The sequence below is a fragment of the Agarivorans sp. D1326 genome, from assembly GCF_056958115.1.
In genome coordinates this window covers 187,594-213,362 of record NZ_JBTWEN010000002.1, presented here as the reverse complement: position 1 = coordinate 213,362, position 25,769 = coordinate 187,594, and the positions used below count along the sequence as shown (strand labels likewise).

Sequence of the window (25,769 nt, the reverse complement as noted above, 5' to 3'; positions counted from 1 at the left end):
ACGACCCTAAACACGCCTTGTTATTAGCCGGGACGACCCGCAGCTCTCAGGTGACACTATGTTCGATAAAGTATTGATAGCCAACCGTGGCGCGATAGCTTGCCGGATCATTCGAACCCTTAACAAAATGAATATTGCCAGCGTGGCTATTTACAGCGACGCCGACGCAGACAGCCTGCACATTAGCCAAGCCAGCGAAGCCTATAGCTTGGGTGAAGGTTCAGCTAGTCAAACTTACCTAAACATCGACAAAATATTTGCTATTGCCAAACAAACTGGCGCGCAAGCCATTCATCCTGGTTATGGTTTTTTAAGTGAAAACCAAGACTTTGCCAAACGTTGTGAGCAACAAGGTTTAGTATTTTTGGGCCCAACAGCAGAGCAAATGAATGCCTTTGGCCTTAAACATTGTGCTCGTGAGTTAGCCGAACAAGCGCAAGTACCTTTATTACCGGGCAGCGGACTATTAGAAGATCAACAACAAGCATTAAGCTGCGCCGAACAACTGGGTTACCCGGTTATGCTAAAAAGCACTGCAGGTGGCGGCGGTATTGGTATGCAACGTTGCGACACCGCAGAGCAATTAAGCCAAGCTTTTGATAGCGTAAAACGCCTTAGCGAAAACAACTTTAGCAATGCGGGCTTATTCCTCGAGAAGTTTATTACCCAAGCACGCCACATCGAAGTGCAAGTATTTGGTAATGGTGCTGGTGAGGTATTAACCTTAGGCGAGCGTGATTGTTCAGCGCAGCGCCGTAATCAAAAAGTGATTGAAGAAACCCCAGCTCCCAACTTAAGCCCAGCTATTCGCCAGCAATTACAACAAACCGCTAAGCAGCTTACCGAAAGTGTCAATTACCGCAGTGCAGGTACCGTGGAGTTTGTATTTGATCAGCAAAGCCAAGCTTTTTACTTTTTAGAAGTGAATACCCGTTTACAGGTGGAACACGGCGTAACCGAGATGGTGTTTGGCGTCGATTTAGTGCAATGGATGGTAGAGCTTGGCTATGCACAGTTCTCTCAACAAACGTATCCATTGGTTGATAAAGCCAGCAATTTACAGGCTTCTGGCCACGCTATTCAAGTCCGTTTATATGCCGAAGATCCTAACAAAGATTTCCAACCAAACGCTGGCTTACTTAGCCATGTAGCATGGCCAACCGAAGCAGAACTGGGTTTGCCAACAGCTGACCAACTACGTATCGACCATTGGATAGAAAGTGGGGTAGAAGTCTCACCGTTTTTCGATCCGATGCTGGCTAAAGTGCAATACCACGCAGCAGATCGAGACTCTGCCATTGCTGGTTTAGCCAAGGCGCTGCAAGCTTGCCAAGTGTATGGTATTGAGCATAACTTAGCCTACCTTAAACAGTTGCTAACTTTACCTGCCTTAGAGCAAGGCACCTTGCTTACTTCAAGCTTAAACAGTTTTGCTTACCGCCCAAGTACTATGGATGTACTAAGCGCCGGCACACAAACTACTATTCAAGATTACCCGGCACGAAAGGGCTACTGGGATATAGGCGTTCCACCATCAGGGCCAATGGATGCGCAAAGCTTTCAGTTACTTAATCAGCTATTAGGTAATCCAAGTGATGCAGCTGGCTTAGAGATTACCCTGCAAGGGCCAACGCTCAAGTTCAATCAAGACAGCTTGGTAGCAATAGGTGGCGCAGATATAGAGATTAACTTAGATGGCCAAAGCCGCGCGATGTGGCAAGTATTTAAAGTAAGCGCCGGCCAAAGCTTGGCATTAGGCAAAGTGAGCGATGCTGGTGCTCGCGCCTATTTAGCGGTAGGTGGCGGCATTCAATGTCCTGAGTATTTAGGCAGTAAATCTACCTTCACTTTAGGTCAGTTTGGCGGCCACGCAGGGCGTGCGCTAAGAACCGGTGATGTATTGCAACTGCCAGATGCTAAGCAAGTCAAAGCCATTGACGATTTCTTACTAGGCCGAGAGTTACAGCAAAAGCCGCAAATTACTCAACAGTGGAATATTCACGTTATCTACGGCCCGCATGGTGCGCCAGACTTTTTTACCGACCAAGACATCGAGCAGTTTTTTGCAGCAACTTGGAAAGTGCATTTCAATTCTAGCCGAACCGGCGTGCGCCTTATTGGGCCAAAGCCTGAGTGGGCACGTAGTGATGGCGGCGAAGCGGGTTTGCACCCATCTAACATTCACGATAACGCTTACGCTGTAGGCAGTATCGATTTTACTGGCGATATGCCAGTTATCCTTGGCCCAGATGGCCCAAGCTTAGGCGGCTTTGTTTGCCCAGCAACCATTATTAAAGCCGACCTATGGAAAATGGGACAGCTTAAAGCGGGCGATGAAATCAACTTTATTCCTGTAAGCATTAAGCAAGCAGAGCAGGCAGAGCGAGAGCAATTAGCAAGCTTATCGCTAGGCAACGCCTACAATAGCGAAATTAGCGCAGCGCCCATTACCACGCCAATTGTAAAAACCTTAGCCAGTGATGTTTATGGTGAAAAGGTGGTATATCGCCCAGCGGGTGAAGACTATTTGCTGATTGAGTATGGTCCTCAGCGTTTAGACATTGCGCTGCGCTTTAGAGTGCATGCCTTAATGCTCAACTTGCAAGCGCAAAACATTTTCGGCGTAGAAGAGCTTACTCCTGGTATTCGTTCACTGCAGGTTCACTACAACAACCTAGAGCTGCCGCTAGATCGTTTATTGGCAATACTAGAGCAAGCAGAAGCAAGCCTTGGTGATATTGACCAACTTAGTGTACCAGCACGAGTTGTGCATCTACCGCTATCTTGGGACGACGAAGCCACTCGCTTAGCGATTCAAAAGTATAACGACGTCGTGCGTAAAGATGCGCCATGGTGCCCCGATAACATCGAGTTTATTCGCCGCATTAACGGCCTAGGCACCGTTGAACAAGTGAAAGGCATTGTGTTTAACGCTAACTATTTAGTGATGGGCTTAGGCGATGTGTACTTAGGCGCACCAGTTGCTACTCCTATCGATCCTCGCCATCGTTTAGTCACCACTAAATACAACCCAGCACGTACCTGGACACCAGAAAATGCTGTAGGCATTGGCGGCGCTTATTTATGTGTGTATGGCATGGAAGGGCCGGGTGGTTATCAGTTTGTAGGCCGCACTTTGCAGATGTGGAATCGCTACCGCAGCACAACTGAGTTTACTAAACCTTGGTTATTGCGCTTTTTTGATCAAATTAAATTTTACCCAGTGAGTGCGGATGAGCTTAAGCAAATTCGTAAAGATTTCCCACGTGGAGATTACCCGCTAAAAATTGAGCAAACCGAGTTCAGCTTAAAAGGCTATCAAGCACTGTTAGATGAGCAACAAGAGAGCATTCAAGCTTTTAAGCTTAAACAACAACAAGCCTTCGAAGCCGAGCGCCAACGCTGGGAAGAAAGCGGCCAAGCTCACTTCTCGGTAGAAGAGCAAAGCCAACAAAGCGCTAGTGAAGACGCTTTAGCAGACTCAGAACTGGCGATAGAAAGCCACGTAGCTGGCAACCTTTGGCAAGTAATGGTAGAGCCGGGGCAAAGCGTTAAATCTGGCCAGGTGGTGGCAGTGTTAGAAGCAATGAAAATGGAACTAGAAGTGACTGCGCCTTCAAACGGAGTAATAAAACAGTTGAACCAAATTCAAGGTTCCCAAGTTCACGCAGGGCAGCGCCTAATGGTTATGGAGACCGAATAACATGACAACAAGTACCTACACTATTTCGCAGTTGCGCGAAGCTTACCTAAGCAAACAGTTTAGCGCTAAGCAATATTTAGAGCAGCAGTTAGCAGCAGTGAAAAGCGACATTAACAACTGCTGGATATCTACCATAAGTGAGCAACAATTAGCCGACTATTTAGCCGCGCTAGAGCAGCAAGATATTGCTGAGTTACCTTTATATGGTGTGCCGTTTGCGATTAAAGACAATATTGATTTAGCCGCCTTGCCAACTACCGCAGGCTGTAAGGAATACAGCTACCAACCCAGTGACAGCGCCTTTGTGGTGAAACAACTTATTGCAGCTGGTGCGGTGCCTTTGGGTAAAACTAACTTAGACCAGTTTGCTACAGGTTTAGTGGGTACTCGCAGCCCTTGGGGAGCAGTTAAAAACAGCTTTGATCCAAGCATGATTTCTGGTGGCTCTAGCTCAGGCAGTGCGGTAAGTGTTGCGTTGGGCCAAGTATGTTTCTCTTTGGGGACTGACACCGCAGGCTCTGGCCGAGTGCCGGCAGCGCTTAATAATATTCTTGGCTTAAAAGCCACCAAAGGTTTGCTTAGTTGCAGCGGCGTAGTCCCAGCTTGTAAAAGCTTAGATTGTGTCACCTTGTTTGCCCATACCAGTGATGATTTAAACTTGCTGCTGGACGTAGCTGGCCAGTACGATGCCGATGATTGCTACGCAAGGCCAAACCAACAAGCTAATCAAAGCCAGAACTATCAGCCTTTGCAGGAGTTAACTTCACTCAAAATTGGTGTACCCAAAGCTAGTAACCTAGCGTTTTTTGATAACCCAGAAACAGAAAAACTGTTCGAGCAAAGCCTTAAGCAGCTAGAGCGTTTAGGCGCAGAGTTAGTAGAAATTGATTTTGAACCATTCCTATCAGCCGCTAAATTGCTTTACGAAGGCCCATGGGTGGCCGAGCGTTATGCCGCTATTCAAGAGTTTTTTGAAAACGGCCCGAGCCAATGTTTACAGGTTATTCAAACCATTATTGGCGGCGCTACAAAGCACAATGCGGTGGATGCCTTTAAGGCCTTCTATCAACTGCAAGCCTATAAAGTGGGCTGTGACGAGCTAGTTAAACAAGTAGATGCAATTGTTACCCCAACAGCGGGCAGTAGTTATAGCATTGCCCAATTACAAGAAGATCCCATTCAACTTAACTCCAATATGGGCTACTACACCAACTTTATGAACTTGCTGGACTACAGCGCGATATCGGTACCTGCCGGTTTTTACCAAAACCAGCAAGGTAATACTCAAAGCTTTGGTATAACCCTGTTTAGCGATGCTTATTGCGACAGAAAGATCCTCAGCATGGCTGCGCTTGTCCAACAAGATAATGGCTTTAACCTAGGTGCAAGCAAACAAGCGTTACCGGCACTGCAAACCCCAGAAAGCATAGAAGATGATTACATGGAGCTTGCAGTGTGTGGTGCTCACTTGTCAGGTTTACCCCTTAACTTTCAGCTTACCGAGCGGGCAGGGCAATTAGTTAAAGCTACCAAAAGCGCCAGCGTCTACAAGTTATATGCCTTGGCTGGTGGGCCACCAGCGCGCCCCGGTATGATTCGTGATGAAGAACATGGCGTAGCGATAGAAGTAGAAGTATGGCGCTTACCCAAACAACACCTTGGTAGTTTTTTGCAAGGCATTCCGCACCCTTTAGGTTTAGGCAAAATTGAGTTAGCCGATGGAAGCTGGGTAAACAGTTTTATTTGCGAAGGCTACGCAACGACCACGGCCAAAGATGTTAGCGAATTTGGCAGCTGGCGAGCGTACATGGCTAGCTTGTAATAAGCAGTAGTTAAAACGCTCAACCAACAAAAAAGCACTGGGCATTCCCCCAGTGCTTTTTACTTTCCTTCTTTCCCCAGCAGCTTGCATACTTTCGTCATGAGTTTTTTATCAATGTGTTGGCTAGTTTACTGAATTGAATAGGGTTTAGTGATAATCTTCAATCCAATAAATGTGTGATAAAAGGAAAAATTCCTTGTTTAAACAAGGAATTTTTCCTTTTAATAAGATGTTAAGTGCTTATATGGATCAAAATAGCGTTGAATTGCTACAAAAGATTTTTGAAATAATTGATTCTGACCTGTCTTCGAAAGGTTTTGATTATCTGAGATTTGAATACTCATGTTTGAGATGGGATGGTCTTGGAATGAAGGAATGCAGCTTAACTTTTCACGATGATGAAGGGCTTCATGAAGATTGCTCAATCGAGGATCATAAAATACATTTCTTATTTGATGATTTACATAGAGAAATGAAGGATCGCGGCGAAGATTGGAAGTCATGTTTCATTATATTTGAACAAGGAAAGGTGAAAACTAGATTTGGCTATGAAGAAAATCCACCACCTTGGTAAAGCACTTAACAAACACAGGTTGCGGATTCGTAACCTCACCGCAACCGAAAAACGTTAGGCACAACTATGGAGTATTTGATGGATTGGATTCCTGCAATATCAACAACAACCATTCTGGCGGGCGTTCTGTGGTTAGCGAGAAGTCTAATCACTTCGCGCCTTACTAACGCTGTTCGACATGAATATGATGAAAAGTTGGCTAATTTAAAGGCTGATTTAACCAATAAGCAAGAAGCCTTAAAAGCTGACTTGCGCTCAAAAGAACTGCAGCTGGAGTCACTTAAAACCACCGCCTTAAGTGGAATCTCGCAGCGCCAAGCTGCACTTTTTGAAAAACAAGTCCATGCAATTGAAGTTCTTTGGTCTCAAGTTATTGATTTATCAATCGCAAAAGGTGCAGCCCAAAGTATGTCAATCATAAAATTTGATAGTGCTGTCAAGGCCGCATCCGAAGATGCGAGAGCTAGAGAAATGTTTGAGATGATAGGATCAAACGTGGATCTAACCTCTGTAGATACTAAGAACTCTAATAAAGTGAGGCCATTCATATCGCCAGTTGCGTGGGCATATTTTTCCGCGTATACAGCCATCTTAGGCCACGCAGTTTTAAGGTTTCATATGCTTAAAAAAGGCCTAAATTATCCCGATTTTATCGAAAGTAAGAATCTTAAGAAGGTGATTATTGCCGCGCTACCTCACCAAAAAGAGTATGTTGAAAAAGTGTCGCCTGAAGCGTATTACTACCTGCTAGATGAATTAGAGTCTCTTATGCTTTTAGCTTTTAACAATACGCTTAAGGGCGAGCAGGAAGATCGAGCAACATTGCTAAAAGCTGCAGAAATAATTAAGGCCTCAGAAGAACTAACGAATAACGACAAGCAAGATCAGCAAAAAAATGCCTAACAAGCAAATTAAATTCGCTCACGAGTTCGCCGGATTCAGCAAGTCAGCCCGTGTTTTGCAAATGCAAAAGCGCAAAACACAGTCCAACTTGCTTCACCGCTTATTTGGGCGTTATAAGTAAGCGATGGGAAAGAAACTACCACCAGATCAACTAGAGCTTTATAAGAGAATCGATGAGATTCTCTTCTATAAATGGGACCCAATTGGTGTTTCGGGTAGTGACTGGGCAAGGGATGAGTATCAATCCTACTTACCAAGAGTTTTTGCAAATTCAATGGAATCTAAATCGCCAGAGCCAATAGCAAAGTATCTAGGGATCGTTTCAACTGAAAGCATGGGCCTGTCTGCAGCAGCGGAGCATGATATGAAAATCGCGGAGTTAATCATTGAAGTCAAAGAGAGCTTGGAGTTGTAGTAAGTGCCAAGCAAAACTCATAACAAGTCAAGGCAGTAACGCCACTTCGTGGCTGGACGCGCTAACGCGCGCCGCTGCTTGAGGCGTTACAGAACAAAGGTAGTTATCCAGATCTAACATCAATAGTGTATTTAGGCTCAAAGTATATTTCTTAACCATTTGATAGATTTGTATTTCAATGTGCATGGGGGATTGAAAATGGGAATGATAATAGGTTTGGTTATTCTGGCTGCTATAGATTGGTATCTTGTTCGTAAGACAGGATTACATATTCCCCAATTGATTACTAAGTATCTGTCGGATAAAGAAAACAATAAGTAGTATTCGCTTAAGTCATTGGCTTAACAAGGTGTTTAGCCTCTAGAGGAGTGCTTAGTGAACATTGAGTTTTGGTTTGATTATGCTAGTACATACTCCTATCCTGCGGCAATGCGTATTGAGTCTGTGGCGGCCGATAACAATGTAACTATTGTGTGGCGGCCTTTTCTGTTGGGTGCAGTCTTCAATAAGCAGGGTATGAATGATTCACCTTTTAATGTCTATCCCGCTAAAGGTGAATACATGTGGAAAGATATGGCGAGAATTTGTAGTGATTCCAATCTTCCGTTTAGCCGCCCCAAAACATTCCCGCAAAATGGTTTGCTAGCTGCCCGCGTTACAACTAGATTTTCTGATGCACCTTGGGTTCCGAAATTCGTAAGGTTAGCTTACTCTGCTAATTTTGAGCTTAACCAAGATATCTCATCTCCAAGCGTAATCGAACCTTGTCTTAGTGCTGTTGGGGCAGATGTTTCCTTAGTGATGAGGGAAGCGGTGACTGAAGAGGCTAAGTTAATGCTGAGAGAACAAACCGAAGAGGCGATTGAGTGTGGAATTTTTGGTGCGCCTTCTTTTTATGTCGGTAGCGAGCTTTTTTGGGGTAATGACCGCTTAGAAAGAGCGATTAAGTGGGCAGCTGAGGCCGATATCTAAGGTATAAGCTTTCCGTTACTTTGGGCGAAATTACAAGGTTAAAAATGAAATCTACACAAGAGCAAGACGAGCAAATAGCCAACATGGTCTTTTCAAAAATCTATCCTCTTTACCTTACCAAGGTTGAGAAGAAAGCGCGTACAAGTAACGAACTTAATCAGGTTATTAGCTGGCTTACCGGCTATAGCGAGGCTGTTCTTCAAAAGCATATTAATGGCTCTGCCACATTCAAAGCGTTCTTCGCTGACGCCACTATTAACCCAAATGCAAAGTTAATAACCGGCAAGATTTGTGGCTATAAAGTGGAAGAAATTGAAAATCCGATTACTCAACAAGTTCGCTACCTTGATAAGTTAGTTGATGAACTTGCAAAAGGGCATGAATTGAAAAAGATCTTTAGAGGTGCTTAAGCCAAACAGATAACAAGCTAAACATGCTTTTAAAGAAGCTGAAAGCGCAGTGACTAAAAGGCCAAAGCAACTTTGCTTTGGCCTTTTTGTTTCTTGGTTCTAGGCTTTAGGGTTTAAGCCTTAGTGGTTTGTTTGTCGGCAGCGATTTGCTGATTAAGTTGCTCGCCAACATGGCCTGGAGAGTGAGTTGAGCGTGCTAATAGCTGATACATTGCTGGTATCACCAGTAAGCTTACAATCGAGGCAAAGGCCATTCCGAACAACACTACCGTACCTACTGATATTCGGCTTTCTGCTCCCGCGCCAGTAGAGATAATTAAGGGGATTGCACCAGCTACCGTGGTAAAGGCTGTCATGGTAATTGGGCGTAAGCGCCTTGATGCTGCTTGCACAATTGCTTGGTTAAACTCAATACCTCGGTCACGAAGTTGGTTGGCGTACTCAACAATGAGAATGCCATTTTTGGTTACCATACCAATAAGCATGATCATGGCAATTTGGCTGTAAATATTGAGGCTTTCGCCCATTAAATACATGCCTGCTAGGCCACCAAATATTCCCATCGGCACGGTAAGCATCACCACCATTGGGTTGATAAAGCTTTCAAATTGGGCGGCAAGCACTAAATAGGCAACTAATATGGCTAAGCAGAAAATAATAAAGGTACTGCTTTGATTTTCTTTGTAGTCTTTAGATTCTCCGCTGTAGGCAATAGATATGTCGCTAGGCAGCTGCTCAATGGCGAACTGTTCTAGGTAGTCTAGTGCTTCTCCCAGAGTGTGGCCTTGATTAAGCGTACCCGAAACAGTCACCGCTCGCTGTTTGTCTAGGCGGCTTAGTCGGCTGGCAGAGGCTATTTCTTCTAGTTGGGTTACGCTATCTAGCGTTACCAAGCTACCGTTTGCTGCGCGTAGGTAAATTTTGCTTAAATCGCTGGCGCTGTTAAAGCCTTCTTCGCCTCCACGCAGGTAAACGTCGTACTCTTCGCCTCGGTCTACAAAGGTTGTTTCGCTGCGGCCTCCTAACATTACCTCTAATGTGTCGGAAATATCGCTAACACTTACGCCCAACTCGGCGGCGCGTTGGCGGTCAATTTTTACAATAAGCTCTGGGGTTTTTTCCGAATAGTTAATATCTACCGTACTAATCGCAGGGTGTGCTTCGGCGGCTTGCATAACTACTTGGCCCCAATGGTTTAGCTCTTCAAAGCTTGAACCCGCCAATACAAATTGAATAGGGTCGTTTGATTTTCCTCTAAAGCCTGGCTGCATGGGTCGAATAGAAATGTCAGCGATGTTAGACAGTGTTTTACGCAGCAGGTTAACCACGTCACCAGCGTTTTGTTCGCGTTCTGCCCAGTCTTCTAGTTGAACAATGATAAAGGCGGTATTGTCGCCGGCGCGGCCACCAAAGGCTGGCGTTTGCATGTTAAATGACTTAATCACACCATTGCCAACCAAGGGCATAATTTGCTGCTCGACTTGGTCCATGTTGGTGGTCATACGATCGTAGCTAGTACCTTCGGCACCCTTGATCATGATGAATACCACACCTCTGTCTTCAACCGGCGCTAGTTGCGAGGGTATAGCTTGCATAAATGCAACACTGCCCAGCACACACAATACAATGGCGGTAGGCCCAGCTGTGCGAGTCGCGATAATTTTGTTTAGCAGAGTTTGATAAGCAGGGATCAGTTTTGCGAACGCTGCGTCCATCATTTTGCTTATACGGCTAGGTTTAGCATTGTGGCGCAACAGTTTACTGCTGAGCACGGGGGTAAGAGTTAGTGCAATAAACGAAGAAAAAATAACGGCTACCGATAGCAATACCGAAAACTCGGTAAACATTTTACCTACCATGCCGTCCATGTAGGCAATGGGCAAAAACACCATAACCAAAACCAGAGTGGTAGCAATAACGGCAAAACCAACTTCACGGGTACCGCGATAAGCGGCTAATAAGGGCGGGGTGCCTTGTTCGATGTGGTGGTAAATATTTTCTACTACCACAATTGCATCATCCACTACTAAGCCAATAGCAAGAATAAGCGCCATTAAGGTAATTAGGTTGATGGAAAAACCGAAGCTTTGTGCGGCGATAAAGGTGGCAATTAGCGATACCGGTACGGTAATCGCAGGAATAATGGTTACTCGCGCTTGACCTAGGAAAATATATAGCACTAACACTACTAGGCCACCGGTGATCATTAAGGTTTGGTAAACCTCGTCGATGGCTTGGTCGATGAACACCGTAGCATCGTAATCTACTTTTAGCTCGGTGCCCTCGGGTACGAAACGTTGTAAACGCTCAACCTCGTTTGCAACCATGGTGGCTACATTAAGTGGGTTAGCATCCAATTGCGTAACAATGCCTAAGCTTAGGTTTAAGATGCCATCACTTTTAAAGGTGGAGTTTTCGTTTTCGGCACCAACAAATACACTGGCCACATCTTTTAGATAAACGTGAGTGCCGTCTTCACTGGTTCGAATTCGCAGGTAGTCAAAATCTTCAGGCTCGGCATAGAGTCGCTCGGTGCGTACCGACATCACCGTGGTATCGTTTCTTATTTCACCGCCGGGTAACTCGAGGTTTTCGCTTTTTAATGCAGTAACAATGTCGCTAGGAGTAACTTGTCGGCCGGCCATTAAGGTGGGGTCGAGTTTTACATACATTACTTTGTATAATGCACCGGTAAGTTCTACCGAGCTTACTCCGCTAATAAGGTTAAAACGATCTACCAATACGCGCTCTGCGTAGTCGGTTAGTTCGGTGCGATCCATCTTATTAGAGTTTAGGTTGATATAGATAGAAGCTTCGCCACTTCCGTTATCTTTAGACACAACTGGATCAGTAATATCATCGGGCAAACTACGCTTGGCTCGCTCTACGGCATCACGCACATCGCTTACACCCTCGGTTAAGGACCAACCCAGTAAAAATGTTACGGTTACCCGCGACATACCATTTCGGGACACGGAATCAATTTGATCAATACCACTAATACCCGATAATTGGTCTTCAATTACCGAGGTTATTTGGCTGTCGATTATGGTGGCAGACACGCCCTCGTAGCGGGTGCTAATGGTAACAACTGGGTTTTCTACATCTGGCATTTCTCGCACAGCCAATTGGCTAAACGAAGCAATACCAAAAACACACAGCAACAAGCTTAATACAATGGCAACAACAGGGCGTTTTACCGAAATGTCAGACAGCAGCATTAAATTGGCTCCTGAGTGGCTTTTTCATCGGCGAGTTGTTTCGACTTAGCGACTTTGGTGTCTACTTGTTTAATCCGAGCGCCGTCGCGAATATTCACCAGGCCTTGTACTACGATGTTGTCGTTTAATGCTAAACCTTGGTCGATTAGTACGTAGTTATTAATACGCGCACCTAGCTGGACTTCGGTGCGATGAGCAATATTGTTTTCTCCTACCACATATACAAACCGTTTGGTGCCAGAATATTCAATAGCCTGCACTGGGATCATTGCTTGGGTGGCTGCTGGCAAGGTGAGCTTAGCGCGCATCATCATGCCTGGTTTTAATTGTTTACTGGTGTTGTCGAAGTTAACTCGCACAGTGAGGTTAAGGGTGTTGCTGTCTACTCGCGGGTCTATGGCGTCGATGGTGCCTTCAAAGATCTGCTGCGGCCAAGCGGGGGTTGTGGCTTGTATATGCATGCCTTTGGATAATAGAGACAAATACTGGTCGGGCACATTTAGGTCGAGTTGTAGGCTTGATAGGTTGTCTAAGCTGAGTAGCGATTGATTTGCGTTAATCAGTTCACCGTTACTGATGTTGATTAAACCAGTAACCCCAGTAAAAGGCGCGGTAAGGGTGTGATCATCAAACTCTGATTGCGCTGACTGTAATCGTGCTTTAGCAATAGTTACGCTGGCCAGTTGCGCATCAAAACTGGTTTGTGAAACCGCCTTACGTTTTAACAGTTGTTCAAATTCATACAGTTTGCGTTGCTCGTCGGCCAAGTAGGCTCTTGCTTCGGCTAATGCTGCACTGGCTTTTAAGTCGTTTAGCTTAACTAATACGTCGCCTGCTTGAACTCGTTGATTAGAACGCACATTGATTTGATTAATTTTGCCGCTGACTTCTGCAGCAATAGCCACCGACTGTTCGGCATCTAAGGTGCCAATTAAGCTCAGGTTTTGAGCTAGGCTATGTTGTTGCACTTGCTCTGTTGTTACCAAAGTGGGGGCAAGGCTACGCGCTGGGTTGCCATTTGTAGACTGCTGATTGACCACTATTAGAGCGATCATGCAAATAATGAGAACTGGCGGTAAAACATAACGTAAGTACATGGGAGTCCATCGAGCTTAAAAATGAATAGCTATTTTACGTTGTTTAGGTTTCTGTTTAGGTAAACTAATGTAAAGATATGCAAAGGTTTGCCTTTCTATGTGCTGTGGAATGAGCTTGGCTTATCTATTTGTGCTTTAGTGTTGATGTAATGTAGATTTTTACGTGGCCATGTGAGCTTTAACTAGTGAGTAAGCTTAGGCGATTTGGAGGAACTACGATGAAAGCAAGCAAGATAGGTTTTAACCCAGAGTACCAAGAAGAAGCGCCTAGCAGCGAGGATTTAGCAGCATTAAGTGGATATGCAGTATTAGAGTTTGGTGCGTCTTGGTGTGGCCATTGTAAAGCCGCTGCCAGTGCGGTTGAGTCGGTGTTATCTTCAAAAAATTTGCCACACATTAAGGTGTTTGACGGCAAAGGTAAGCGCTTAGGGCGAGCATTTCAGGTTAAGTTTTGGCCAACACTTATACTGCTTGAATCGGGTAAGGAAGTGGCACGAGTAGTTAGACCGGTTGCTGTCAGCGATGTACAAGCGCTATTCGCAACACTAGAAAACTAAGCTTTTACTACAGCTTTACAGTTAACTTAAGTAAAATGCTCGAGCTAATTTTTAGCCAGGCTATTTTGTAAGCCAACACCCGATAGGCTATATTCGCCTTGGTGTTAATCCTCCTCCCAATTATTAAGTGTTGTTATGCAAGCTTTTAAAACGCAGTTTACGCTGTCACGCCAATACCTCGCCGAATGTTTTGACCAAACATCGCCCTTTGAAAAGAAGTCCACTATAAAGAAGTGGTTTCCTGCCTTACTGCTATTAGTAGGCTTAGCACTGTTGATGTTTACCGAACAACCCAAAGTTGCGGGTAGTATGCTAATTGGTTTGGCGGTATTAGAGTTAATTCATATTCGCTTTAAACGAGCGTGGTGGCTAACTCGACAAATGTGGGGGCGCAGCGCTAATAGTGAGATAAAACTTAGTATTAACAATGAAGGCATAGAGACACAAAATCCTTACACCAAAACCAGCCTAGCTTGGGACAATGTAGAGACGGTAATTGAAACAGAGCTTGGCATTATTTTGGTGGCTAAAACAGGTGGTCGACAGTATTTGTCGAAGTCTTTGTTTCCAGAAGAGCTGGTGGCAGAAATAATTGTTAAGTTTAAAGCGGTTGAAGAAGACTAGTTGTTTGTGCAAGGTAGTTAGTTTTAGTTGAGTGATTTAGTAGCGGTTTGCGAATAATAGAGAGTAAACAGCAAGATCATTCTATATCTTGGTTGCTTGGAATTTTAAGCTGATTGCAGTTTGTTTTATAAACTAAAGGGCAAAGTATGTTTAGCCACGTAATGATTGGTACCAACGATTTAGCACGTTCAAAAGCATTTTATGACCAGATTATGCAAGTGCTTGGGTATAACGAAGGTGTGATGGATGCTAAAGGTCGCTGTATGTATGCCACTGCATCGGGAGTGTTGGGCTTAACTAAGCCAATTAATGGTGAAGACGCCACTAATGGCAATGGGATGACAGTGGGGTTTTTAGCTAGCAACCCAGAGATGGTGGATACGTGGCACGCGGTGGGGCTTGCTAATGGTGGAACTGGAATCGAAGAGCCACCAGGCATAAGAGGTAAAGCGCCACGAAAACTTTATATGGCTTATTTGCGCAACCCATTTTGTGCTCGATTAGCGTTATGCACTTAACGAAATAAAAACCAGCGACTTTAGCCGCTGGTTTTTTTGTTTAGGCTGGGTTAAAAACACACTTTAGTGTATTCGCTAAATAGCGGGTTATCGCCCGACACGTAAGCACAGCCTTGCTTAGTATCAAAAATCATTGATTCAACAGTAACAAAGTCTTTGTCGTAAAGGGTAATGTTGATTGGCTTTTGCTTAAGAATGTATTTCATCCCTTGCACTGTTTTTTCTTTACTAAAGTCTACGAAGTTTTGCGCTGCTTGTTCGCGAGCAAAGCTATCGACAAAAGTTTCGTTTGCCTCTGTCATGCTCATGGTTTCAAGCATTGTTTGTTTCATTTTTGCATTGTGGTTAGCGTAGCCAATGCCACCGTCTCCACGTACTAGAACAGTAGCATCTACCGACATTTCTATAGCGCCATGGTCGCCAGAATCATCAGCAACGGTAAAGTTCATGGCTACCGGTGTGGTGTAATGCTTAAGTTTGTTAAAGGCATCTTCAACACTGGTTGATGAAGTAATCGCTGCAAACACAGCATCTATAGTTACAATATTTTTGGTGTTTATATCTGCAGTGGTGCCGCTAGGCTCGCCCATAATATTTAGCACCACGCCAACGTGTTTACCCATTCCTTGAAAATGACTCCCGTCGGTGGGTATAAAGATAGTATCGTCGGTCTTGATCACACGGGTAGGGTAGTTAAGTAAGTGGTCGATCCCTAGGTCATTGTTTTGCGCAACAATGCCGGTATCTGCAAAGGCAAGTGTTGTGCAACCGCGCATTTTAGTGGCTGCGTCAGAAAGAGTTTGCTTAGTGCTGGCCTGCATAATCGACTTGTTTACTGACCAGTCCATTTGCAATGCTGCGGCATATAACTCGTGTACTTCTACTCCTCGAATTTCTGCTTGGCGCTCCATCATAGCGGCATATTTAGGGGCTATTGCTTGGTTGTTTGCTACTGCATTTTTAGCTAGCGTGAGTACTTCGGCATCCGGCGTTAGGCGGTCAAACTTAGCGAGTGTTTGTGCTAAGGCTTCTGCGCTTTGGCCACTTAAGTCGATAAGCTCTGCGCCGTTTTGGTGGGCTGCTCGTTGTGGTTGGTAATAATCTAACTTATCGCCAGCTTTCATGTCGGCTAAAGCATGCGTTGAGAGCAACGCGAGTGTAACAACAGTTAATATAGATTTTTTCATAGTTCGCACCAAGTGGTTAAGAATGTTTGGTGAGATCAGATTATCAACTGCTGTTTCTAAAGTTTGTAACGATAAAGTACCAGTATTCCAATATTTGGAAAGCTCATGAATTGAATATCTTGGAAAATTTAGCGTCGACTAGTTATGGTCATTTACCCGTAGTCGCTTACCTTTTGCTGCTAGCGCGCAGAATACCGTACAAGCCACGCCAAACAGAGCAATTATTAAGAGTGGTAAGCTCCAAGTCCCTGTTGAGGTATGGATAAAACCTATAAGCGAAGGACCGGTGGCCGCTAAAGCATAACCAAAGCTTTGCGACATGCCCGACAGTGCGGCTGCTTGTTGAGTATTTGTTGTTTTATGGCCAATAAAACTTAGCGCTACAATAAACGTAGCGCAGTTGCTTAGGCCGAATAATCCTACCCATAATATGGCTAAACCGGGTGCTAATATCATCCCCAGCAAACTAAATACTACGCTAGATGCACACAGTGTTATTAGCAAAGTATGGTTTCTTAGCTTGGCCAAAATGGGCATAAGCACCAGGCCTGGCACCATGGTAGAAAACTGCAAAAATCCATATATATAACCAGCATCTAATTCGCTGTAGCCAACATCATTCAGTATTTTCGGTAGCCATCCAGCAAAGGCGTAAAAGGTAAAAGAGTTGATGCCAAGCGCTAAGGTAACAAACCAAGCTACCGGTAAACGCAGCAGTGAAGTAATGGACACAGATTCGCTATGTTGCTCTGCTTGGTGCTGCTGTCTCGATTTGGTTGTAAGTTTTGGTAGCCAGAATAATAGGGCGGCTAAGGGAAAGATAAGGTTAAAGGCTAGCGCAAATTGCCAACCAAATAGCTGTTCTGGCGCTTGTTGCGACAGGGGCACCATCACACTTGCCGCCAAGGTTGAACCCACCCCCATTACAAAAATGTACAGCGATGAAACCTCAGAAATACGCTCTGGGAAGAACTTTTTAACTACCGCTGGCAATAGTACATTACCAAAAGCGATGCCTGCGCCCATTACTACAGTGCCCAAATATAAGGGCGAAACTAAACCCATCGAGCGAACCGTTACACCAAGCGCCACGCAAAATAGCGAAATTACCAAAGCTTTTTCTAAGCCAAGGTTTTGCGCTAATTTAGGCGCTAAAGATGAAAAAACCGCCAAGGATATTAACGGAAGCGCAGTCACAAACCCCGCCTGAGCAGCAGACAGTGAAAGGCTTTCCATAATTTGCTCTAGCACTGGGGCTAAGCTGGTAAACGGTGCTCTTAAATTAAGGGCCACTAAAAACACGCCTAACAGCGTGAGCAGTGTAACGGGTGATAAGCGAGGCATCTTGAATACTACTAAGATAAAACTAGATTTTACATCAAATTAGCGAATTTGTATTACATATTTGAGGCTTACTAAATAGTAAAGTTTTGTTGGCGCTTAAGCTTGGCGATTGCTAAAAGCTGGGTGTAGAGTAGATAACAGATTAATAGATTACATTGTTGGTTTTAGCTAAGCTTTGGAGAGGTGTATGTCTTACGAAATATTAGTGGGTTTGCAAGTAATAGATGATGCTAAGTACGCAGAGTATCGAGCTGCAATGAAGCCAATATTGGCTGATTATCAAGGGCACTTTGTTTATGACTTTAAAGTGTCGGAGGTGCTCAAGACCGAGCAGCTAGATTCGCTTGAACAAAGTAACATTAATCGCGTTTTCACCATTAACTTTAGTAGCGAAGAAAATAAGGACAGTTTTTTTGCCGACCCAAATTATCAGCTAGTTAAAGATCAGTATTTTGTTAGTTCTGTAGCAAGCACAACGATTATCTCTGCCTACCATAAAGCTGATTAGACTTATGTAAATGTATAAAGCTCGCAGCGTGTGCGAGCTTTATATTTTTAGCACCTATTTGAAAGTGAACTGTTGATTGTCGCCGTTGTAACAAGCCCACTGCAATAGACGAGTTCCATTAGCGGTTGATTTGCCTTCTGCGTCTAGGCATTTATCACTTTTCCTTGCGATTAACTCAAAATTACCATTGTCTTTGGGGTTAATCTTCCAATGTTGATTCTGATTATTGGGCATGCACGACCATTGGTGAACCGTCGCACCATCGGACGTGGAGCCATTGTTTAAATCAACGCACTTTTCGCTGCGTTGCGACTGAATTAGGTACCAACCATCATCTGCTGGAATAAACTTAAAACGTTGATTTAGGTTGCCAGTATTACAATCCCATTGGTGATAGATCGCGCCATTTGCAGTGTTGCCATTGGCAAGATCGAAACAGCGACCGCTGTGGGCGAGTTCGAGGTTGGTCCAACTTGCCGGTACCGCATTACCGTTTTGCTTGGCATTTACCACGATGCGATGGTTAATAATGTCGTGAGCTTCACGCCATGTTTCACCTTCTGGAATTAGCATCGCTCTAAACTCATAATCGCCGCTGGGAAGATCGCCTGGTACTTCAAAGCCAAACCAGGTGTCTTGATTGCTGGCGGAATGAACCACTTTTTGCTGCTTGGCAACGGTTGTCCAGGTGGTGCGACTCACTAAATGTAGTTGTAAGTCTTGGGTGTTGGTAGCGGAGTAATTAACAGCAACTGAGACTTGCTGTCCGGCATCTATTGTAGAAGGCACGGTAATGCCACTTAGGCTGTTTTCAGTGTTAGCTTGCTGACTGGTTTTTACTAGAAATACGTCGTAGGGCTCTAGCTCAAATTGTTGAGCATGCATGTTGCCGGTGATTAGGTCTTTTACTTGGTGGGACAAATCTAAACTGAGTTTACGCTTGTCTTTACTAACATTAATGATGGATAGGATGGTATCGCCACTATCGTCGGTAAACTGCCTAACAAACACACCATAAGCCGCTTGGTTTTGCATATCTGTAATTTGAAAGTCTACCCTACGAGGTGCTGCTAAAGATTTTACATTGCTTGCCAACTCGTCGGCCATATCAAATACACCGCCTAAAGTTATGTCGGCGTAAGAAGCCATTTGGGGCTGATTACGTGGTTTACCATGTTGGTTTTTAACAAAGGAGTCTTGACGATTTACCAATATTTTCTTTGCCGCATGATCCTGCAAAGCTTTGTAGGCCCAATAGCTTAGGTAGGGAGTAGGTGGGACAACTACCACCTTATCGCTGCTTAAGGTATTTAGCTCAGAAGCAGTAATAAACCCGACGTCTACATTCAGCATTTTTAACGCTTCATAGACTTTAGTGAGTTTATCAATGTAGCCGCTATCTTGAATGGCTGAATCTTCGGAATAAAAAATGCGGAAGGTGGTATTGTAATCGACTAAATGGCTGAAGCTTTCAGCGTGGGCATTTAGTTCTTTCATGGTACGGCCGTAGGCATCCATTACTAGAGGTTGCGTGGTTGGCTCTGAAACAAAAATCGAGTTTACAGTGCTAGGATCTCCGTTTTCTTTACGTCCCCACACCCAAGCGGTGTTCATTTTCATACCGTGGGTATGCCCTAACCACAGGCCTGCACGTACGTAGTTTGGGTCCATATCAAAGTGTTGCCATTCGGCAGATAAACCATGCCATTCGGAGTCGTAAAAGGGCTTGTTAGGCGCAATGCTACGGTAGAAATCTAAGCCTCTCGACTGTTCTACCCATTCGATGCTGTAACGCTCTCTAAATTCAAACTCTTTATTTCTAAAGTTGACTAAATCTCGAGGGCCCATACTAAAGTCAGACCCCATGACATCTTGTAACTTAGCCAATGCTTCAATATCGATGCCGTGATCACGCCACTCAGAGCTCATAATCCAACCCAACAATTTAATGGTTACTTTGGCTTGTGGATCGTGTTGTTGAACGTTGCGTTTTAAAAAACTAAACCATTCGGTAACACGTGCCATGTTGAATTTGCACCAGTCGTACCAAATGGGTCCACCTTGTAACGATTTGGCAATAGGGATAGTTAAGCCATCTTTAGCTTGGGCAAAATTACTATACTGGGTGCCGTATGCTTGGTTTAAATCGCTAATATTGTTGTATTGCTGTTGTAACCAGTTTTGGTATTTTTGTTTAGTGCTATTTGATACCCCCTTGTCTGCATACCAACCGCCTTCGCGTGTTGCAAAATGTGGTTCGTTAGCCAGTAAGTGGATTCTTTCGCCTTCACCAGCATGTCCCTTAGTAGCAGGAATATAGTGCTGCATGAGTTGTTGGTACCAACTGCGGATACTGCTGTTGTCGATATCAAAGGGAACAAAATAGCGGCCGGTTTCAAAAGCTTCTGGTGCTGCTTCTTTCTGCCAAGCGCTCGTATTGTATCCAAGGAAAAATACCTTAGGATCCATGTATTTGGCATTTTGCGACTGTAAGCTCTCTACAGCACTGTTTACTGCCCAGTTATGTAAACCGCCACTTTCTTTAAGTTCTGATACTGGGTAATAGTCACCGCCAATTCTGCCAAAAGCATCGATGTAGTTGTTCTCGCTAGGTAACCAATTAAAGCTACTGGGATAAACAACTTGGTTGTTAATGGTAAATTTATCGCCACTAAGCTTAACGGGGCCGCTGCTAAAGTCGGTAGGAGCTTGCAATACTAAACTGCCATTCATTTGAGCTTGTAGTTCTTGTACGGCACGCTCTGCAACGGTAATGCTGTCTTTTAGTTCTTCAAAGGGAATATTTTGCGAGTAGTTACTCGGTATATATTCGTTCCACCATATGGCATCTACTTTGGCTTGAATGATTTGTGGATTTTGTCGGTCAAACTCAGCGTATTTTAGGAACAGATCTACTACCGCCTTAGACACCTTGGCATAGTCGGTGTTGTGGCCTTGTTGCTCTGCTTGGGCAATGGTTTGAATAAGCTGATTTCGAGCAGTTTGTGCCTGAGACTTTAAGTTTTGGTAGGTGGTGTTATCGGTGGCGTCACCCCATTGCCACGCGTGGGCTAATGGCATATTTAGGCTAAGTGCCAGCAAACTCGTATAACCCAGTTTAACGAGTGCGGAATTGCAGCTGTTTAGGCGTAAAGCGTTCATGAGATATCCTTATATTTTTATTGTAAGCGCTAATCTAATAAAGAGAAATAAGTACTTTGGCTGTGTAAATAACGATTTAAAAAAAGCGCCACTCAGGGGAAGTGGCGCTTTTGCTTACGGTCTTGGTGCTAGGGCCAAGAAATTGCTAAGGCATTAGCGTTGTGGCGGGGCGGAGAAGTCCCAAACCACTATGCTGGCAACCGTTAGCTCACCGTTATGTTTGAAATCAACATCTACGGTGTTGTTGGTAGAGAGGTACTCTACCGGTACAGGAATTTCTAACGTTGCAAAGTAACGGTCAGAAGAGTACTTAGCTGGGCCGCGCCAATCGATAGGTGTAGTTACGTCGTTACCATTAACCGTTAGTGAGTTAATAGTAAGCAATCCGCCTTCTTTATCATCTTGGTCTGGGAACAAGGCTACAGTTAACCGTAGCATTGCTTCTGCAGCGCCATTAGGTACTACAAGGTTGTTAACCTTAACGGTTTTAGCACCACCATTTACGCTTATGCGATGTGGTACCGAGCCGCCACTAACACTTTCGCCAAAGTATTTGTGTTCAGTTACTTTTTGGTTAACGGCAACGTTGTTGCTTAAGGTGTAGCGTAGAACTGCGGTTCCATCAGCTGCTAAGGTTAGGCTAGAAGGAAGCTGTTTCTTATGGCGGCGTTCAAGCTTGGTATGCTCTACACCGTCAAAGTACATTTGACGTAGTTCAACATTGCTAACATTTAGGCCAGTTAAACCTGCAACGTTTAGGTTAACGGTCGTGTCGTAATCTTCTAGGTTGTTGATGATTACAAACAACTCTTTTCCGTCTACATAAGCATTAACTTGAACATCAGGATCGCTTGAGTGAGCGTCAACACGTGTTCCATCTACGTCTGCCCAAAGTTCAAAGAACTTAATGTAAGAAGACCACTGCCAATCACCGTTGTTTAGCTCTGACTCCATTATCATTGAGTAGTGGTAAGGTGCTGTACAGTTAACTGTTGCATCGTAACCACAACCCGCAGGCTTGTAGCCCCACAATGGTTTCGCTGGCGTAAACGGCATAGACTTAATCACGTAGTCTGGACGTTGTAAGAACTGCATTAACATGCCGTTAAAGGCTTTTAAGTTCTCGATGTCGTAACGTTCTTCGTGAGGAAGTTCGTCCCAAGCACCTTGTACAGCGCCGTACTCAGACATAACAATTGGTTTACGGTTTTCTAAACCACCAAGGTTAACGTCAGACCACTCCATCATGTCTAACATGGCTTGCACATGGCCGCCACGGCGAACCGTACCTGCTTGTCCATTTAGGTCTTTACTTGGCCAGTCGTAGATATGTACAGCGTAGAAGTCCATATCTGCACCCGCTTCTTCCATAAAGCCACGCCACATAACATCCCACTGATACCAATCGCTTTCGCGAGTATCGTCTACTGTGGTTTGCATTGCTTCGGTGAACATTGCACAGGCTTCTTCGTCTACCCAAGCACATAGGTAGTCGTCTTGGTGACGGGAGATACCATCACGGCGATAGAAGTCGTGTTGACCCCAGGTCATACCGCCAATCATCGGTGCTTCGTCACCCAGTGCTTGTCTGATTTCTTGAGCAACCAAAGAGTGGTAGCGCCAAATGTCTTCTTGGTTGGTAACCATGAACTGACCGGTTTTCATCAACATGTCGGGTTCGTTAATTACTTCCCAGAACTTAGGCATCGGCTCACCAACGTTTCCGTTTTGAGAGTTAGCGTAGTAGTTGGCTAGGTAATGACCCATCCATTTTGCTGAGGTCTCAATAGTTTTTGGCTGCCAACCGGTAGACGTCATACCGTTGTCGTACCAGCTTAAGGTGGGGTAGGTAGGGTGCGGGTTAGTACCTGCAATTAACTCGGTTTTTTCTGGTGAGAAACGCTTGTAGAACTCGTTGTTAGCGTAATCTTCGCGCAGTACTTTACCGCGATTAACCATCCAGTCCATATCTGGCGTATTAGCTACATTTGGATCTTGAGCGGTTTCTTTGAAGCGCCAAGTTGCTGTTCCGTTGTCACGGCCCATGTATACGTCTAGCGTATTTAGGATGTAGTTCAAACGGTCACTGTGGCCATTCCAATCTTGCTCAAAGATGGTACTGTGCATTGTCATATGGCGGCTACGGCCAAAGTCAGATACACCGTTCACTTCATGCATGATATTGGCGTTTACACTTACTGATACAGTTTCGCCGTTGCTTAGTTGCGAACTTGAGCAACCTTCTGCGTTAGCAAACTCGTCGATAGGTGTATTGGGGCAAATATCCACACTGTCGGCTACGCCATCTTCGTCGGCATCACTGCCTGCAACGGGACAACCTGTTGGTGTTACATTTTGACCAAATGGTGTGTTTGGACATTGATCAATGGTGTTTGGTACTCCATCAAAATCATCGTCGTCACCGCCAGTGCTAGTACAGCCAATGTCATCTACAAAGGCGCCTGGTGGTGTGTTAGGGCATTGATCTATGCGATCATTGATGCCGTCTTCGTCGCTGTCTTTTTGTGATGGCGTACAACCGTTTGCATCTGCAACTTCGTCACTAGGGCTGCTAGCACAAAGGTCATCTACGTCGGGAACACCGTCATTGTCACCGTCGATAGCTAGGTCAACATTGCCTACACGGCTAAAGCTAATACTATCGATGTTGAACTGAAAGTCAGCTGAACCAGCGCCGTAAATACGGATAGTGTTAGTGCCACTAAAGATGTTGAATCTACCATTGCCTGGTTGGGTGTAGAACACGTCCCAGTCGCCGCCAACACTATTAACGGTTGTTACATTTTTAACTGCTAATTGGCCATTGTGATCAGTAAGCATTAGGCCCACCGCTGTATCACTTAAAGTGCCTGTGGCAACTCGGTAACTGGCGTTGTATAAACCACCGGTTTCAAGTTTGACGTAAAACTCTAAGTAATCGCCAGAGTTAAAGTAATTAACGGCTTTACCGTTATCGATATCATAAATACCTACTTCGCCACCTACTGCTTGGTAGTTTTCTGCTTCTAAGGTAAAGCTGCCTTCTACTTCAACAGGGTCGGTGCCATTGCCTGGTGGTATCACTACAGGCGGATCGGTTGGGTCTGTAGGATCGGTTGGGTCCGTGGGATCAGTTGGGTCCGTTGGATCGGTTGGGTCTGTAGGGTCAGTTGGCTCCGTATAATCACCTTCACGTAATAAGGCGAAGCTGGCTAGGTTCCACTGCCAGTCATTGGTTCCTGAAGCATTTAAGCGCAATTGCACTGAACCACTAGGAATCGACAATAAATAACTTGGTTTGAGAGACTGGAAATTGTCCCAGCCACCTGCAGCTACCGAAGACTTACCTACAGACGCCCAACCGTTACCGATATTTAGCAATACTTCAATTTCTACGCCTGCATCTAGCGCTGTAGCAATTAAGTATTCAATGCTGTAATCACCAGACTCTGCAATGTTTAGGTCGTAATCTACGTAGTCGCCCTTGTTAATGTAATTAATCGCACTTACACCATTAGCTGTATAAGTACTTACAGGAGAAGGTTGACCATCGGCAAAAGTACCACCACTACCAGTAAAGCTGGTGGCTTGGGTAATCAGTGCTGCTGGTGGCAACACCACTGGCGGTTCAGGATCTACCGGTTCATCGCCAACTTTTTGCAGCGTGAAGTAGTCTAAGTTCCATTGCCAGTCATTGGCGCCAGAGGCAGCTATTCGAATATCCACCTGGCCACTAGGTAGCTGTACCGTATGAGTAGGGGCGAGTAATTGAAAATTGTCCCAGCCAGCTGCTGGCACAGTCGTTCTTCCTTGAGAAACCCAAGCGGCACCACTTTTTACTAATACTTCAATTTCTGCACCGTTTGCTATATCGGTGCCAATTAAGTATTCGATGTTGTAGGTACCGGCTTCAGCGATATTTACCTGATAGTCTAGGTAGTCGCCTTTGTTTACAAAGTTTATTGCAGTCGCACCATTTACTGTATAGGTGCTTACTGCTGCAATTTGGCCGTCATCGAAGGTTCCGCCAATCATCACGAAATCTTCGGCCTCTACGCGTATTGCTTCGCCAGCTGCTGCTGAACATACACCTATGCTCAGTATTGAACTGACAGCAAAGCAGAGCGGAGCCATTTTCTTTGCCTTGATAGTCATAAAACTTCCTATGTTTATATCCTAGTTATTTATTTGCGTTTGTTACTTCTCGATTATCTAAACGCGATATGCTCAAAATTTGGTATACCAATTTTGGTTCCCTTAATAAGTTGTTCTGTGCTTAAACGAATGAAGTGGTTTACTTGGTAGTACTTGATAGCAGCCAAGTACTTAAGCTGTTGAGCTTAAATAATATGATTGCGCTATTTTTGATACTGACCACTTGTTGCCACTCCCTTGGTTAAGCGATTCAAGAAATACCGTCCTCCTTGTGGTTAATTGGTTTCCCTAAATAACGCCAATAGGTTGACCAATAATCGGGTTGGTAGGCAAATAAATAGCATTATTGGTTATCCAAAATTTAGAGGTTGATCACAATTGGTTGATCAATATTTATTTCGAGAGGATGAATAAATACTTGCTTTGGTGATTTGTGCGGCAGCTCAAAAATTGTACTGATGTTGTTTCATGGCAGGATTTAACTAAAAGTCGTGCGCTATACTGGTCGGATTTGTCATTCTTTTAACTCATTGTTTCATATTATTTAAATGCATCTTATTGATAGTGGTGGCGATAAAGCCAACAGTGTATCCACTA

Annotated in this window: 17 protein-coding genes; 11 read left to right on the top strand and 6 right to left on the bottom strand. The window is 44.6% G+C overall.

All coding sequences use genetic code 11. The features are described from left to right. Nucleotides 1-58 precede the first annotated feature (58 nt). The 7 genes from uca to ACYFDN_RS04780 all read left to right on the top strand — a co-directional run bounded on the left by uca (nt 59) and on the right by ACYFDN_RS04780 (nt 8,799). Nucleotides 59-3,703 (top strand): urea carboxylase, encoded by a 3,645-nt coding sequence (gene uca / locus ACYFDN_RS04810; RefSeq protein WP_483510160.1) that lies wholly within the window; start codon nt 59-61, stop codon nt 3,701-3,703. A 1-nt stretch (nt 3,704) separates the two neighbouring features. Further along, nucleotides 3,705-5,525 carry an allophanate hydrolase gene (gene atzF, locus ACYFDN_RS04805; protein ID WP_483510159.1) on the top strand — a complete coding sequence of 607 codons (1,821 nt, stop codon included), beginning with the start codon at nt 3,705-3,707 and terminating at the stop codon, nt 5,523-5,525. 196 nt (nt 5,526-5,721) lie between these two features. Next, entirely contained in the window at nt 5,722-6,099 is a 378-nt protein-coding gene (locus ACYFDN_RS04800; protein ID WP_483510158.1) for a hypothetical protein, read from the top strand. A 78-nt stretch (nt 6,100-6,177) separates the two neighbouring features. Further along, nucleotides 6,178-7,002: a hypothetical protein gene (locus ACYFDN_RS04795; RefSeq protein WP_483510157.1), complete on the top strand. Its 825-nt coding sequence runs from the start codon at nt 6,178-6,180 to the stop codon at nt 7,000-7,002. Nucleotides 7,003-7,126: 124 nt separating this feature from the next. Beyond that, nucleotides 7,127-7,417 (top strand): hypothetical protein, encoded by a 291-nt coding sequence (locus ACYFDN_RS04790; RefSeq protein ID WP_483510156.1) that lies wholly within the window; start codon nt 7,127-7,129, stop codon nt 7,415-7,417. Nucleotides 7,418-7,792: 375 nt separating this feature from the next. Beyond that, the gene (locus ACYFDN_RS04785; RefSeq protein ID WP_483510155.1) at nt 7,793-8,389 is read left to right on the top strand and encodes a DsbA family protein; all 597 of its coding nucleotides are present in this window, start codon (nt 7,793-7,795) and stop codon (nt 8,387-8,389) included. Nucleotides 8,390-8,433: 44 nt separating this feature from the next. Then, complete coding sequence (locus ACYFDN_RS04780) at nt 8,434-8,799, top strand: DUF2200 domain-containing protein (protein ID WP_483510154.1); 366 nt, start codon at nt 8,434-8,436, stop codon at nt 8,797-8,799. Nucleotides 8,800-8,912: 113 nt separating this feature from the next. On the opposite strand, the gene ACYFDN_RS04775 is transcribed toward ACYFDN_RS04780, so the two are convergent. Then, nucleotides 8,913-12,020 (bottom strand): efflux RND transporter permease subunit, encoded by a 3,108-nt coding sequence (locus tag ACYFDN_RS04775; RefSeq protein WP_483510153.1) that lies wholly within the window; start codon nt 12,018-12,020, stop codon nt 8,913-8,915. Then, nucleotides 12,020-13,117 carry an efflux RND transporter periplasmic adaptor subunit gene (locus ACYFDN_RS04770; RefSeq protein WP_483510152.1) on the bottom strand — a complete coding sequence of 366 codons (1,098 nt, stop codon included), beginning with the start codon at nt 13,115-13,117 and terminating at the stop codon, nt 12,020-12,022. Before ACYFDN_RS04770 ends, ACYFDN_RS04775 begins: the two co-directional genes overlap by 1 nt. 218 nt (nt 13,118-13,335) lie before the next feature. Here ACYFDN_RS04770 and ACYFDN_RS04765 point away from each other — a divergent pair, with 218 nt between their 5' ends. From ACYFDN_RS04765 to ACYFDN_RS04755, 3 genes are all read left to right on the top strand, one after another. Then, nucleotides 13,336-13,674 (top strand): thioredoxin family protein, encoded by a 339-nt coding sequence (locus ACYFDN_RS04765; protein WP_483510151.1) that lies wholly within the window; start codon nt 13,336-13,338, stop codon nt 13,672-13,674. Nucleotides 13,675-13,809: 135 nt separating this feature from the next. Continuing rightward, nucleotides 13,810-14,298: a YcxB family protein gene (locus tag ACYFDN_RS04760; protein ID WP_483510150.1), complete on the top strand. Its 489-nt coding sequence runs from the start codon at nt 13,810-13,812 to the stop codon at nt 14,296-14,298. Between the two features lie 146 nt (nt 14,299-14,444). Continuing rightward, nucleotides 14,445-14,816, top strand: a complete 372-nt coding sequence (locus ACYFDN_RS04755; protein ID WP_483510149.1) for a VOC family protein — start codon at nt 14,445-14,447, stop codon at nt 14,814-14,816. A gap of 50 nt (nt 14,817-14,866) precedes the next feature. On the opposite strand, the gene ACYFDN_RS04750 is transcribed toward ACYFDN_RS04755, so the two are convergent. Together ACYFDN_RS04750 and ACYFDN_RS04745 are read right to left on the bottom strand one after the other, a co-directional pair. Next, on the bottom strand, nt 14,867-16,003 hold the full coding sequence (locus tag ACYFDN_RS04750; RefSeq protein WP_483510148.1) for a C45 family peptidase: 1,137 nt from the start codon (nt 16,001-16,003) through the stop codon (nt 14,867-14,869). Nucleotides 16,004-16,141: 138 nt separating this feature from the next. Then, entirely contained in the window at nt 16,142-17,347 is a 1,206-nt protein-coding gene (locus ACYFDN_RS04745) for an MFS transporter (RefSeq protein WP_483510147.1), read from the bottom strand. A 187-nt stretch (nt 17,348-17,534) separates the two neighbouring features. Between ACYFDN_RS04745 and ACYFDN_RS04740 the strand changes: the two genes are divergently transcribed. Beyond that, entirely contained in the window at nt 17,535-17,855 is a 321-nt protein-coding gene (locus ACYFDN_RS04740) for a DUF1330 domain-containing protein (protein ID WP_221077012.1), read from the top strand. Between the two features lie 54 nt (nt 17,856-17,909). On the opposite strand, the gene ACYFDN_RS04735 is transcribed toward ACYFDN_RS04740, so the two are convergent. Next, on the bottom strand, nt 17,910-21,017 hold the full coding sequence (locus ACYFDN_RS04735; RefSeq protein ID WP_483510146.1) for an RICIN domain-containing protein: 3,108 nt from the start codon (nt 21,015-21,017) through the stop codon (nt 17,910-17,912). Between the two features lie 153 nt (nt 21,018-21,170). Further along, nucleotides 21,171-25,172, bottom strand: a complete 4,002-nt coding sequence (locus ACYFDN_RS04730) for a carbohydrate-binding protein (RefSeq protein WP_483510145.1) — start codon at nt 25,170-25,172, stop codon at nt 21,171-21,173. Between the last annotated feature and the right edge of the window lie 597 nt (nt 25,173-25,769).